This window comes from Methylomonas paludis (genome assembly GCF_018734325.1).
In the GTDB taxonomy this organism is placed as follows: domain Bacteria; phylum Pseudomonadota; class Gammaproteobacteria; order Methylococcales; family Methylomonadaceae; genus Methylomonas; species Methylomonas paludis.
Genome location: NZ_CP073754.1, coordinates 1184366 through 1197727 on the forward strand (window position 1 = coordinate 1184366; position 13362 = coordinate 1197727).

Here is a 13362-nt window from a genome sequence, read left to right on the forward strand (position 1 = left end):
GTAGGAAGGGGGCTGAGATGCAAAACCTAAGCACTGTCACATATCATGACCAGTCACAGACCGGCGCATGTGCCAACCATAAGCCCTGATTTGCTTAAAGCCGCCAGTGGCGGGCAAATCCAAAACTTGGCGTTGAGAATATGAGATTAGTCTATATTTTTCAAATTTTTTCTATAAAACACCGCAATTAAAATAAAACCCGGAATTTACAGGCTTTATTTAGGCGAAGAATATGACTGATTTAGATAGCAGCGGCGAAAAATAAAGCAAATAGCTGCTGCCCGCCATCCAGCCGTAGCCTGGATGCAGCGCAGCTGAATCCAGGAATCGCAGCCAAGCACGCATCGGTTTAAAGCAAGCTTTATGGCTTATAGGATAGCGAGGCGCATCAATCGCGTTTAACACCATCCCACACCCCGCCCAACATGCAGTACAATGCGGGCATGGCCGATGATCATCCCAATCTGTTAATGTGGAGCGGGCGTTTTAGCATTTTTAGAGACTCCCATCATGGTATATCGAGTAAAAGATTTTATAGAAACGGAACCCGGTTTAATTTTTGCTGTGGTGGCAGATGGCGTGGAAGACGGCAAAATCCGCTGTTTCCTGCGTTACGCCCTGCTGGACGGGCAATGGCGCAAGGTGGCCACTGCTGATGCCAACCAATATCTGGCCAGCCATTACCCGCAATATCTGTTCAACTCCGCGCAACTCGATGCCCCGCTGCATGCCGTGCCGCGCCCGGACATCATTCGCCATTATTCACCGCGGCCCAAACTCCAGGAATTACTGGCGGCACCTGCCACAGACTCGGTACTTAGCGATTTGCACCTGCTGTGCAAACTGTTAGAAGATGATGGCGTGGATTTAAATCAGATCGGCATCACCGGTTCGCTATTGCTGGGTCTGCAAAACCACGCCTCGGATATCGATCTGATTTGTTATGACCGTAATCTGTTCCAGCAACTGCGCAGCCGGGTGCAAGCCCTGATCGCCCGCAACAAATGCCAGGCCATGCAGAACAGCGACTGGCTGACTGCCTACCAGCGCCGGGCCTGCGATTTAACCCTGGACGAATATATCTGGCATGAACAGCGCAAATTCAACAAAGCCATCATCAACCAGCGCAAATTTGATTTAGCCCTGGTGGCAGGGGTCGGCAAAGTCAGTCAGCAACAGTATAAAAAACTGGGCTTGATCACTCTGGAAGCCGAAGTCACCGCCGATGAATACAGCTATGATTATCCGGCAGAATTGACCATCAACCATGAAGAAATCAGCAGCGTCGTCAGCTTTACCGCCACCTATACCGGTCAGGCCCGGCTGGGCGAACGCATCCGAGTGGCCGGCAATCTTGAGGTAGACGAACAAGGCCTGCAACGCATCGTGGTCGGTTCCAACCGCGAAGCCCAGGGCGAATACATCAAGGTGCTTCAGTGAAGCTCAAAGCCTATAAAGCCGTGATTTTTGATATGGACGGCCTGGTACTGGATACTGAAACCACCTATCTGCACGCTTGGCAACAAGCCTTATCGGCCTTGGCCTACAACCCCGCCGCCGTGGAACTGGCCGCCATATCCGGTGCCGCATTTGACAGCCTGGAAGGCTATTTGCTGGAACAGTTCGGCGCGGATTTTGATTGCCAGGAATTTAAGCAACTCAGCCGCCACTACTGGCAACTGCATGTGCAAAATCACGGCATACCGGTGAAAAAAGGCTTTTACACCCTGCTGGAGATGCTGCGCAATTATCAATTGCCGTTTGGTCTGGCTACCAACAGCAAACGCCGCGATGCCCTGTATTGTCTGGATCTGGCTGGACTGAGCCAGGTGTTTAGCGTGATCAGCTGTCGCGACGATGTCCAGCACGGCAAACCCCGTCCCGACGTGTTTTTAGCCACAGCCGCCAAACTGGCCGTCAGCATCGAAGACTGCCTGATACTGGAAGACTCACTACCCGGCCTTAGCGCCGCTGTAGCCGCCGGAGCCGATTGCATCTACATCCCCTCTCAAGCCACCACCACCACCACCGGCCCAGGCGCACTCGCCGTGGTCGCCGATCTGGAACAGGCTGCCGACATGCTGAAAATGGCTTTGCAAGCCTGAATGGACTGAAAAGCAATCACATTATCAATCCCGTATATAAAGGCTGCGGTCTTGTATTGGGCAAAAAATGTAAAGCTGCAGTCTTTCCTTTGATAATGGCTACGCGGTGTATCCCTCGATTCCACTCCGTTGCATCGAGGCTACGGACCTTCTAAAATAGTCCGCTAAACAACACAAAAACCAAGTGTAGCCTCGATGCAGCAAAGCGGAATCGAGGATGTAGACCGCTAAGTCCAAGATAACATCGATTAATCAAGGCCTTGTTTGCGTTAATTTAAGTTGATTTGGTGATAAGCGGTAGTGTCGTAGCGGCGGGTTAGATGCGAGTTGATAACGATGTTTTGGTTTTGCATTGCTCGCGCATCGTAACCCGCCAACGTTCCAAAAAGTAAGCACCAATCTTTATTTAGAGCCAATTATATGCGCACCTAGCGACCAGACCGCACATTTTTCTTTATAAACCAAAGGCCGCGACTTGACTTTTGTGCTGGCGGTCAATGATCTTTACTACTTAAAGCTACCCCCCAAAACAAGCATACAATTCCACAGGTAATAGCAGTACAATAACTCACAGGCTTAAATTACAGTCTCAACCCAAAATGCCAGACTAACCGCTGTTGCCGGCACGGAGCAAGACAGTGAATGACAGCAACTCATTTTTGGCCAGAATAACAATTCCGGCTATCGCCCTTAATCATCGTGGCGGTAATTAAGCCAATGCCAGCCCAGTCTTGAAGCCCGGTGAAAACGCTAAGTTTTTTACAGGCATTCCGCTATACCCTGCACAGCCTGCTGGTGCTGATCGGCCTGGCTTACACCCTGCATTATCAACCCATCCCGGTGTTACAGCGTCTGGATCAACTGGGTTATGATCTGCGCTTACGCGCCACCCTGCCGAATAGCCAAGATCCGCGCATCGTCATTGTCGATATCGACGAAAAAAGCCTGAGCGCCTTAGGCCATTGGCCCTGGCCGCGTCCACGTCTGGCGCAACTGGTCGATACCCTGTTTGATCACTACCAAGTCCGTCTGTTAGCCTTTGATGTAGTGTTTGCCGAAGCCGACAACACCTCGCCGCTGGCGGCGCTGGATGAACTGGCCCGGCAAACTCTGGCCGCCAATCAGCCGTTTCAGACCGCACTGACCAAACTGCGTCCGCAGTTGGATTATGACGCCATCTTTGCCGCCAGCCTGAAAAACCGGCCGGTAATTTTGAGTTTTTTTACCAGCCGCGAAATTACCCGTCATCCCGAGCAAGCCTTACCAGGGGCCTGGGCCGATAGCCGCGACTGGGCGTTTGCCGGCCAGTTGCCGGACGCCGCCGGTTTTGGCGGCAATCTGGCCCTAGTGCAGCAGGCGGCAGCTGATGGCGGCTACTTTAATAATCCGCTGGTGGATAGCGATGGCGTATTCCGGCGCATTCCGCTGCTCAGCCGTTATCAGGGCCAAATCTACCCGGCGCTGAGTCTGGCGATTTACCGCCGGCTGCTGGGTGCGCCACTACCGGCTTTCAGCAGTGCCGGCAGCAATCTGACGGCTTTGCGCCTGCAGCAGCAAGTCATTCCCACTGCCGCCGACAGCAGCGTACTGGTGCCTTATCGGGGCAGATACCCCAGCTTTGCCTATTATGCCGCTAGCGATGTGCTGGCCGGGACGATTGCCGACAGCCAGCTCAAGGGCAAAATCGTGCTGGTGGGCAGTACCGCCGCCGGGCTGATGGATTTACGCAGCACCCCGGTGCAAAACGTATTTCCCGGTGTGGAAATTCAGGCCAATATTCTCAGCGGCTTACTGGATCAGCAACTCAAATATGTGCCCGATTTTCTGCCGGGTCTGGAAGCCCTGCAAATCCTGCTTATCGGCTTACTCAGCCTGATGCTGTTCCGCGATGCCAGCCCGCTGGCCAATGCCGGACGCTGGCTGCTGCTGTTGGCCGGGCTGATCGGCGGCAATCTGTATTTCTGGCAGATCCAGCACTGGGACTGCCTGCCGGCCAGCCCCTTAGTGCTGTTGACCCTGCTGTTCGCCAACCAAGCGGTGTGTGCCTATATCAGCACCACTGAGCGCAAAAACCGGCTCAGCCGCTGGTTTGGCTTATATGTGGCGCCGGAACTGGTGGCGCAGATGCAGGAATCCGGCCGGCAATACAGTCTGAGCGGTCAATCCAGGGAGCTGAGCGTACTGTTTGCCGATGTGCGCGGCTTTACCGGCATCGCCGAAACCATGCCGCCCGCCGAACTGTGCGAACTGATCAATCAAATTTTTTCGCCGCTGACCCGCGCCATCCACCATCAGCACGGCACCATCGACAAATACATCGGCGATGCGGTCATGGCCTTCTGGGGCGCGCCGCTATCCGACCCTCACCACGCCCGCCACGCCATCGCCGCTGCGCTGGATATGATCGCGCTGCTGCCGGCACTCAACGACCAATTTAACCAGCGCGGCTGGCCGGCCATCGACATCGGCATCGGTTTAAACACCGGCAAAATGAGTGTCGGCAATATGGGTTCGGATTTTCGGATTGCCTATACCGTGATGGGCGATGCCGTCAACCTGGCTGCCCGCCTGCAAGGCCTGACCGGCAGCTATGGCGCCGCCATCATCGTCAGCGCCGCCACCAGACAACAAGCGCCAGAGTTTATCTACCGGGAACTGGACACCGTCACCGTCAAAGGCAAACAAATCCCCATCACCCTATACCAGCCCCTGTGTTCCCTGGAACAGGCCACCCCACAACTGCTCCAGCAACTAAATCAGCTCGACACCGCCTTGCAACATTACCGCCAAGCAAACTGGGCTGCCGCCGAACAAATTTTCACCAACCTGCAAAACCAAAACCCAGGCGATAAGCTTTATAGCCTGTATCGACAGCGCATCAGCCATTTCCGCACTCATCCACCCGCGCCGAATTGGAGCGGGGTGTTTGTTTGGGAGGTGAAGTGAGGGGCAGGTTGGTTTAGGGGTTTCAGGCATTTATTGACAATAGCTTTGATAGATTTAACCATTCCTTCTATAATTGATTTATAAAGACTAATGACCTTTAATTAAAAAATGGAAACCCTGCAAATATCGCCAAGTGTATTGCGTTGGGCTGCTGATCAATGCGGCCTAACTATTGTGCGCTTATGGATTTATTGGGTACGCCAAGCAAACAAGCTGATTTTTTGGCGGGGAAATTGTCCATAGCCCAAACCGAAAAACTAGCCCAAAAGACTCATATTCCTTTTGCATAATGTTCGCCGAATTTAATGAAACGCTGCCAAGACAATGTTGCTTGAAATCAAGCTGAAACCGATCAATCACCACAACACAGCTTGCAGTCATAGCATGCCATTTTTTAATTGAATCACCACGTTGGCAGAAATTCGATAACCGCTTTGATTGAGTTGTGCTATTACACCCTCTGCATCTTCAACCAATCCTTTACGTTGCGCGGCAAACAATATGGCTGCGGTGCCGATGATTTTCAATTGCTTGCGCAAAGCCTGCTTTCGAGCTAAACCATCATCCAGTATCAATATTGTTTTATTAGGCGACTGTAGGGCCAATTCGATGCTGGATTGTTCACCAAGCCCTAGACTCTTTGACAAAGGATGCTTAAAAACAGGGTTAGCCACGCTTTGTAACCAACCGTCTTCAAGCGCCCGCCGAATTAATAAAGCATCTTTTGCATGATTACCCAGCCATTCTTCCGCTACGGATTGGGTAATGGTAATTCGTGAAAACAACTTTGGTAATAAATGTAAATGATCTACTTTCGCCAAAGCAATTAGCGGCCCGGCATCAGCGATGATTACAAGCACGAATTCAGTATCTCTAATTCCTGACTGGTTTGCCGATCGGCCAGCACAACATCTATATCCAGTTGGCTTAAGTGATCAATAAATTCAGACAAGCTTAGTCCACTCATTTGCGCAGCAGCCCCTAGGGACAGCACGCGATCTTTAAACAAACTGGCAGCTAATGCCGGTTTTAGCTGTTCATTGATGTCGGCCAAAGAAGTTTTTAAATTGAATATCATTGCATTTGGCTCATTGCCTTTCATGATCAAGACAGGCTCTTGCTCTGCATGTCGCAGCGCTTCTGACGGATTCTTTTTTAAGTTTCGTACATTGGTTGCATACATAACCGGCACCGTAATCAAAAACAATAGTGTAGTCCACGCTTAGTAGGAACGCAACTTGTTGATAAAGCATGGTAGGGTCGGGCCTTGCTTTTTGCCTAAGCTGCGTCATCATGCTATCCATCGAAACGTGTTGGCTGCACCACAAACCCGGCAATCCGCTAGGAGAGGCCGCAGCAAACGCATACGAGTCTTTCAGACAAAAACTGGGTAACCAAGCGGACATCAGCCTGTAGGCAATAATGACGGCTATACCCCTGACATACCCTTTTTGCAACTGGCGATGGCCGGAAAGGCAAATGTTTTGCTCATCAGCGATCAAGATTTACTCTGTCTGGCCGACATTTTTTTCGCCATATTGACCGCGGAAACATTTTTGCAAACCCTGAAATAATGGTAACCAACGATATAGTCAGTAAACTCCGGAACCTGTAGCTTTTGTAACATGTAGGAAAAACGATTGAAACCTGATCGGTAGGATAAGTCTGTCAAGTTTTGACTAATGACTTTATTTTTTTGCATTGAATGAAAAAAATCCTATAATTCCTGTATGACAAGATCTAATTATAATTTTTCATTCAAAAATCTTATGCGCACTCTTCCAAGAGGCATGCCGCTAACGACTGCTTTTTTGTCTGATCATGGGTTGTCGCCCAAGCATGCTTCTTATTTGGCCAAGCACGGTTGGTTGCTGCGTCTAGGTAGAGGGGCTTATATGCTCCCTGGCGACAAGTTAAGCAAAGCAGCATGTTTGAATTACATTTTTTCTTTATCTTCAAATATACATGTTGGTGGTAAAACAGCTCTGGATTGGCACGGGGTTCGGCACAATCTTGTCTTTAAAGAGATCATTGAACTGTGGAGCATCTCCCCGTTGAAGTTACCGGATTGGTTAACCACTGAATACCCATGCCGTACGCAAGTGACGCAGATTTTTGATGACGCACTCCCCCTAAATTACGGGTTAAGCCCATTACACGACAACACCGATAAAGTGCTGGTTTCCACTAAAGAAAGAGCTGTGCTTGAACTATTAAGTGATGCTGGTAAAAATGCATCTTTAGAACTGGTTAACAATTTATTGGAAAATACCCGAAATTTGCGCGAAGACAAGCTGGAAGTTTTGTTTTTCCACGTTAACCGTATCAAAGTAGCGCGCTTAGCTTATCAGTTAGCAGAGGATCTTGATTTGCCCTGGAAAGAATTGGCGAAAAAACATTGTTTGAGGCTAGGTGGTGGTAAGCGATGGGTGGCAAAAACAAAAACGGGCGAAAGATTGGATTTACGAAATGGATAAGCAGTATGTTGAAACAGTACGACTGCTTTTAGATGTTGCGCCAACAATATTTAAGTCCGGCAATTACGCCATGAAAGGCGGTACCGCAATTAATTTATTCATTCAAGATATGCCACGCCTGTCCGTTGATATTGATGCGGTAGTTATCGATAGAAAACTGGATAGAGTTTTAGCGTTGAATTTAATTCGCGATAGCCTGACTCAATCTAAATATGAACTCGAAAACAGAGGATATAATGTTAACACCTCGACTACACATTCCGGGGATGAAGTAAAGTTATTCATAGATAATGGTAATGTTGGTGTAAAAGTTGAAATGAACTTTATTTTTCGTGGAACAGCGCTGCCTGTAACGCAAAAAAACTTAACGGAAGAAACGCAAATATTTTTTTCAGAAAATATTTTGTTACCGGTATTAAACACTGATGAGCTTTATGGCAGCAAATTAGTTGCTGCTATGGACAGACAACACCCTAGAGACATCTTTGGACGTGCAAAAAATGCTGGACAAATTTGGAACGACACAGCAATGCATTGATTGTTTTGTCGTATATCTGGCCGGGCACAATAGACCGATCCATGAAGTGTTATTTCCTCATACCCAGTCATTGAAGGTGGCTTATGATAATGAGTTTTCAGGTATGGCACGAGATGAAGTTAGTCTTGTTGCTTTGATAGAAACGCAGCAGAAAATAATTGCAGATTTGCCATCCTTACTTTCTGATAAGCATAAACAATTTTTATTTTCTTTGGGGAAATCTGAGCCAGATTGGAGCTTGATGCCATTTGATCATCTTTATGAATTACCAGCCATTCGATGGAAGTTACTGAATTTACAAAAATTGAAACAAAGAAATCCAAAAAAAATTGCGCTACAATGTGAAAAATTGGAAATGCTGCTTTCTAGAGGTTAAATTCTAGTTTTTATGTAAAAAATTGGTTGGTATAAATAATAAAAACTATTAAATTATGATTCAGTATCAATTAATTATATTAATCCAGGCTGCTAGTGAAAACCAAAGTCATTGATTTTTCCGTAATCAATAAATTACTTTATGCAATTAGGTCAAAACGGGATGTATGTGATATTACCTCGATTAGTCTTGCAAATCAGAATGATAGTGATATTGTTGCTATTCCGGAATATCAATTGGTCATTGATGCTGTAAAAAGACAAGATACTGCTGTATTCGTTACTGGTCGAGCAGGAACAGGTAAATCCACTTTAATTCGTTTTCTTACCCAAAATTTTCGGCTACCCACTTAAACCGGGACAAAATCAAGCGTTCGCCGCACAGTCCTGTATCATGAGTTAATGACTAAAAAAACAAAACGACACAAGGAATCCGTGCAACGAACCGCTCGATTATCAATGAACTGGTAGCCCGTGGCAAGAAAAGTCTTAGACAATTGGCGGTGCTGGTCAATCGATCCAAAAGTAGCGTCCATCGGCACCAAAAAGCGCAAGCCCGACGCCATCAATATCCCGAATCTGCCCTATGGGAAACCGAAGCAGGCGAAGCCTGGTTGAAACTATTGATGGTTGCGGTTCTGTACAGTTTTGGCATGGAGTGCCATGTTGGAGCCGACAAGTTGTCGCGATTTTTCAAGCTGATTCGCATTGACACGCATGTGGGCATATCTTCATCGGCATTGCGTCAGCAATTGAGCCGGATGGAAAGCCTGTTACCCGTATTTCAGCAGCGTTGTGAAAGCGGCGTTTCAGCTCAAACACGTTCAGCCGTAGTCGCCATGGATGAAACATTTTTTGGTGATTTTCTCATCCTGGTGCTGATGGACTTGTCGTCCGGTTATTTGATTCTGGAAGACATCAGCCATGACCGTCGCTTCGATACTTGGTTTGAGAAAGCGATACCGCGCCTAAAAGAGTTGGGTATTGACGTCAACCACGCCGTCAGCGACCGAGCCAAAGCCTTGATCAAACTGGCTATTACCGGGTTTGACTGTCAATCAGGTGCCGATATTTTTCATGCACAGCAGGATGTCAGCAAATGGTTGGGTGCAACGCTGGGAAGGCGGCACGAACAAGCGAAAACTCAACTGGAAACGGCTGAGGCGCTATTGAAAAAGAAACCGGACAACAACCTCGCCGAATTGGTGCAGGTCGTTGATGCAGAACGAGCCTATAAACAGATACAGGAAACACGCGCCGATTATCACGAAAATCTGGCCAGCATTGCCGAAGATGTTCATCCGTTTTCGTTAGAAACCCAGAAAATCAATCGGGCGGAACAGGTGACTTTCAGTCTGGAAAAACGCGCTCAGGCGTTTGAAAAAATCGCGCAATCGCAATCTATTGCTGACATAAAACAGACCATAAATAAGTTTCGTAATCAATTGAATGACTTAGCGTCCAATGTAGAAACCTGGTGGCTATGGGTCATGGAAATTCTAGCCGGTCTTTCGGTGGATGAGGCAACGCACTACTGGCTGATTCATGCCCTGTTACCAACGGTGTACTGGCATCAGCAACTGCTCAAAACCCAAAACCCCAGGCAAAGGGAAAAATACCGTCAGGCTTGGCAGCAAGCCGCGCAGCATTTACAGACTGATGCTTTCACAGCAACCCTGTCGGAAAGCGAATTGCAACGCTGGTTGGAATGGGCAGAGTGGATGGCGCGGAACTTTCATCGCAGTTCTTCCGCCGTCGAGGGGCGTAATGGTTATCTGTCGCAGATGTATCACAATGGCCGTGGCTTGACCGAAAAACGCCTGAGGGCATTGACAGTGATTCATAACTACGGACTCAAACGGACTGATGGAACAACAGCGGCAATGCGCTTGTTTGGTCAAACGTTTCCTGATTTGTTTTTATGGTTGGTTGCTGAAATGGGCGAGCTTCCGCTGCCAAGAAAGGGGCGGGAGCGGACTATTCATAACCCATTGTTTTTGAAAACTGTCCCGGCTTAAGTTGGAAGCCCTGTTTGGCTACCCACTTAAACCGGGACAAAATCAAGCGTTCGCCGCACAGTCCTGTATCATGAGTTAATGACTAAAAAAACAAAACGACACAAGGAATCCGTGCAACGAACCGCTCGATTATCAATGAACTGGTAGCCCGTGGCAAGAAAAGTCTTAGACAATTGGCGGTGCTGGTCAATCGATCCAAAAGTAGCGTCCATCGGCACCAAAAAGCGCAAGCCCGACGCCATCAATATCCCGAATCTGCCCTATGGGAAACCGAAGCAGGCGAAGCCTGGTTGAAACTATTGATGGTTGCGGTTCTGTACAGTTTTGGCATGGAGTGCCATGTTGGAGCCGACAAGTTGTCGCGATTTTTCAAGCTGATTCGCATTGACACGCATGTGGGCATATCTTCATCGGCATTGCGTCAGCAATTGAGCCGGATGGAAAGCCTGTTACCCGTATTTCAGCAGCGTTGTGAAAGCGGCGTTTCAGCTCAAACACGTTCAGCCGTAGTCGCCATGGATGAAACATTTTTTGGTGATTTTCTCATCCTGGTGCTGATGGACTTGTCGTCCGGTTATTTGATTCTGGAAGACATCAGCCATGACCGTCGCTTCGATACTTGGTTTGAGAAAGCGATACCGCGCCTAAAAGAGTTGGGTATTGACGTCAACCACGCCGTCAGCGACCGAGCCAAAGCCTTGATCAAACTGGCTATTACCGGGTTTGACTGTCAATCAGGTGCCGATATTTTTCATGCACAGCAGGATGTCAGCAAATGGTTGGGTGCAACGCTGGGAAGGCGGCACGAACAAGCGAAAACTCAACTGGAAACGGCTGAGGCGCTATTGAAAAAGAAACCGGACAACAACCTCGCCGAATTGGTGCAGGTCGTTGATGCAGAACGAGCCTATAAACAGATACAGGAAACACGCGCCGATTATCACGAAAATCTGGCCAGCATTGCCGAAGATGTTCATCCGTTTTCGTTAGAAACCCAGAAAATCAATCGGGCGGAACAGGTGACTTTCAGTCTGGAAAAACGCGCTCAGGCGTTTGAAAAAATCGCGCAATCGCAATCTATTGCTGACATAAAACAGACCATAAATAAGTTTCGTAATCAATTGAATGACTTAGCGTCCAATGTAGAAACCTGGTGGCTATGGGTCATGGAAATTCTAGCCGGTCTTTCGGTGGATGAGGCAACGCACTACTGGCTGATTCATGCCCTGTTACCAACGGTGTACTGGCATCAGCAACTGCTCAAAACCCAAAACCCCAGGCAAAGGGAAAAATACCGTCAGGCTTGGCAGCAAGCCGCGCAGCATTTACAGACTGATGCTTTCACAGCAACCCTGTCGGAAAGCGAATTGCAACGCTGGTTGGAATGGGCAGAGTGGATGGCGCGGAACTTTCATCGCAGTTCTTCCGCCGTCGAGGGGCGTAATGGTTATCTGTCGCAGATGTATCACAATGGCCGTGGCTTGACCGAAAAACGCCTGAGGGCATTGACAGTGATTCATAACTACGGACTCAAACGGACTGATGGAACAACAGCGGCAATGCGCTTGTTTGGTCAAACGTTTCCTGATTTGTTTTTATGGTTGGTTGCTGAAATGGGCGAGCTTCCGCTGCCAAGAAAGGGGCGGGAGCGGACTATTCATAACCCATTGTTTTTGAAAACTGTCCCGGCTTAAGTTGGAAGCCAAATTTTCAAAATTGTGCAGTAGTTGCGCCAACCGCATTGGCGGCTATCAATGTTGGAGGGACAACGATCCATTCTTTTTTTGGGTTCCCACCAAGAGCGTTAAATTCTGATGAAGTTTTTCAGCCAAAAACACATATGCGTCCGGTTATTGCTAATCTTCAAGTATTGATTATTGATGAAGTATCCATGGTGTCGCCAGATATTATTGATAGCATTAGCAATAGCCTAAAGTTAATGAAAAATAATGAATTAGCATTTGGCGGAATCAGTGTTGTATTTGTAGGAGACTTGTTACAATTGCCTCCGGTCATTTCTGATCCGGTTTTAGCGGTTTTTTACAGTGATCGTTATCTATCAGCAAATTTCTTTTCTGCTTTAGTATTTGAGGAAATAGGCATCACTTCTATACAGTTAACCAGGGTATTTAGGCAGTTGGATCAGGAATTTGTTGATATTTTGGATAGAATAAGATTAAACCAAAATCATCGCGATGCAGTCGCTCGGCTTAATAGAGAATGTTTTAGAGATAAAGTCAGCGAACAAGACTCATCAATGTACTTGGTGCCCACTAAAAGAGCGGCAGAGTCGATCAATAGGCGAAATCTGGATTGTTTATCTGGTGAATTAAAAAAATATCATGCTCAAATCGAAGGGCGTATAAATTTACAACACGATAAGTTTCCTGTGCCAGATTGTTTGGAATTAAAAGAATCGGCACAAGTATTGTTTGTTAAAAACAATCATCCGTATTGGATGAATGGCACTTTAGGTAAAATCATTGCTTTTTCTGAAGATAGTTTAACTGTAGAACTAATCGCAACTGGTAATGTTGTATCTGTTAATAGAGAAATCTGGGAAAAAATTCAATATGAGTACAATCCTCGGGAAAAACATATCATAAGTCGAAGTGTCGGAAGCTTTAAACAATTTCCTGTGACCTTAGGTTGGGCTATCACGATACATAAGTCGCAAGGGATGACTTTGGATAAAGTTAGAATTGATTTAGGGGGTGGTGCATTTTGCAGTGGTCAAACCTATGTCGCGTTATCGCGTTGTCGAACTATGGCTGGTATTACGCTTTTAAGGCCAATATCAATGAAAGATGTCAAAGCTGATAGCAAGATTCTTCAATTCTATCAGCAATTAGAAAGGTCTGATCTGAACTTGTCTGGTTAACTAAACCTAACATCTATTCGCC

The 13362-nt window shown here is 47.5% G+C and carries 12 protein-coding genes; 10 read left to right on the plus strand and 2 right to left on the minus strand.

Going from position 1 to position 13362, the window contains the following annotated elements; genetic code table 11:
• Positions 1 to 510: 510 nt before the first annotated feature.
• The 3 genes from KEF85_RS05390 to KEF85_RS05400 all read left to right on the plus strand — a co-directional run bounded on the left by KEF85_RS05390 (position 511) and on the right by KEF85_RS05400 (position 5051).
• Positions 511 to 1440: a hypothetical protein gene (locus KEF85_RS05390; RefSeq protein ID WP_215583687.1), complete on the plus strand. Its 930-nt coding sequence runs from the start codon at positions 511 to 513 to the stop codon at positions 1438 to 1440.
• Positions 1437 to 2105, plus strand: a complete 669-nt coding sequence (locus KEF85_RS05395; protein WP_215583689.1) for an HAD family hydrolase — start codon at positions 1437 to 1439, stop codon at positions 2103 to 2105. The genes KEF85_RS05390 and KEF85_RS05395 overlap by 4 nt, the downstream gene beginning before the upstream one ends.
• 741 nt (positions 2106 to 2846) lie before the next feature.
• Positions 2847 to 5051 carry a CHASE2 domain-containing protein gene (locus KEF85_RS05400; RefSeq protein ID WP_215583691.1) on the plus strand — a complete coding sequence of 735 codons (2205 nt, stop codon included), beginning with the start codon at positions 2847 to 2849 and terminating at the stop codon, positions 5049 to 5051.
• Positions 5052 to 5428: 377 nt separating this feature from the next.
• Here the strand turns inward: KEF85_RS05400 and KEF85_RS05405 are convergent, their stop codons facing one another.
• Both KEF85_RS05405 and KEF85_RS05410 read right to left on the minus strand, forming a co-directional pair.
• Positions 5429 to 5911, minus strand: a complete 483-nt coding sequence (locus tag KEF85_RS05405) for a PIN domain-containing protein (RefSeq protein ID WP_215583693.1) — start codon at positions 5909 to 5911, stop codon at positions 5429 to 5431.
• Positions 5902 to 6258: a UPF0175 family protein gene (locus KEF85_RS05410; protein ID WP_215583695.1), complete on the minus strand. Its 357-nt coding sequence runs from the start codon at positions 6256 to 6258 to the stop codon at positions 5902 to 5904. Before KEF85_RS05410 ends, KEF85_RS05405 begins: the two co-directional genes overlap by 10 nt.
• A 562-nt stretch (positions 6259 to 6820) precedes the next feature.
• Here KEF85_RS05410 and KEF85_RS05415 point away from each other — a divergent pair.
• From KEF85_RS05415 to KEF85_RS05445, 7 genes are all read left to right on the plus strand, one after another.
• Positions 6821 to 7528, plus strand: coding sequence for a type IV toxin-antitoxin system AbiEi family antitoxin domain-containing protein (locus tag KEF85_RS05415; protein ID WP_281413690.1), 708 nt, complete (start codon positions 6821 to 6823; stop codon positions 7526 to 7528).
• Positions 7521 to 8066: a nucleotidyl transferase AbiEii/AbiGii toxin family protein gene (locus KEF85_RS05420; RefSeq protein WP_215583699.1), complete on the plus strand. Its 546-nt coding sequence runs from the start codon at positions 7521 to 7523 to the stop codon at positions 8064 to 8066. The genes KEF85_RS05415 and KEF85_RS05420 overlap by 8 nt, the downstream gene beginning before the upstream one ends.
• Positions 8029 to 8442, plus strand: coding sequence for a hypothetical protein (locus KEF85_RS05425; RefSeq protein ID WP_215583706.1), 414 nt, complete (start codon positions 8029 to 8031; stop codon positions 8440 to 8442). Before KEF85_RS05420 ends, KEF85_RS05425 begins: the two co-directional genes overlap by 38 nt.
• 95 nt (positions 8443 to 8537) lie before the next feature.
• Positions 8538 to 8795, plus strand: coding sequence for a DEAD/DEAH box helicase family protein (locus KEF85_RS05430; protein WP_215583708.1), 258 nt, complete (start codon positions 8538 to 8540; stop codon positions 8793 to 8795).
• A gap of 149 nt (positions 8796 to 8944) precedes the next feature.
• Positions 8945 to 10459 carry a DUF6399 domain-containing protein gene (locus KEF85_RS05435; RefSeq protein ID WP_246535100.1) on the plus strand — a complete coding sequence of 505 codons (1515 nt, stop codon included), beginning with the start codon at positions 8945 to 8947 and terminating at the stop codon, positions 10457 to 10459.
• A 179-nt stretch (positions 10460 to 10638) separates the two neighbouring features.
• Positions 10639 to 12153, plus strand: a complete 1515-nt coding sequence (locus KEF85_RS05440) for a DUF6399 domain-containing protein (RefSeq protein WP_246535100.1) — start codon at positions 10639 to 10641, stop codon at positions 12151 to 12153.
• Positions 12126 to 13340 (plus strand): ATP-dependent DNA helicase, encoded by a 1215-nt coding sequence (locus KEF85_RS05445; protein ID WP_281413710.1) that lies wholly within the window; start codon positions 12126 to 12128, stop codon positions 13338 to 13340. The genes KEF85_RS05440 and KEF85_RS05445 overlap by 28 nt, the downstream gene beginning before the upstream one ends.
• Positions 13341 to 13362 lie beyond the last annotated feature (22 nt).

Excerpts from the sequence above, each read along its gene's own strand:
- KEF85_RS05425 (WP_215583706.1), top strand. The coding sequence starts at position 8,029 with ATGCTGGACAAATTTGGAACGACACAGCAATGCATTGATTGTTTTGTC.
- KEF85_RS05420 (WP_215583699.1), top strand. The coding sequence starts at position 7,521 with ATGGATAAGCAGTATGTTGAAACAGTACGACTGCTTTTAGATGTTGCG.
- KEF85_RS05390 (WP_215583687.1), top strand. The coding sequence starts at position 511 with ATGGTATATCGAGTAAAAGATTTTATAGAAACGGAACCCGGTTTAATT.
- KEF85_RS05415 (WP_281413690.1), top strand. The coding sequence starts at position 6,821 with ATGCGCACTCTTCCAAGAGGCATGCCGCTAACGACTGCTTTTTTGTCT.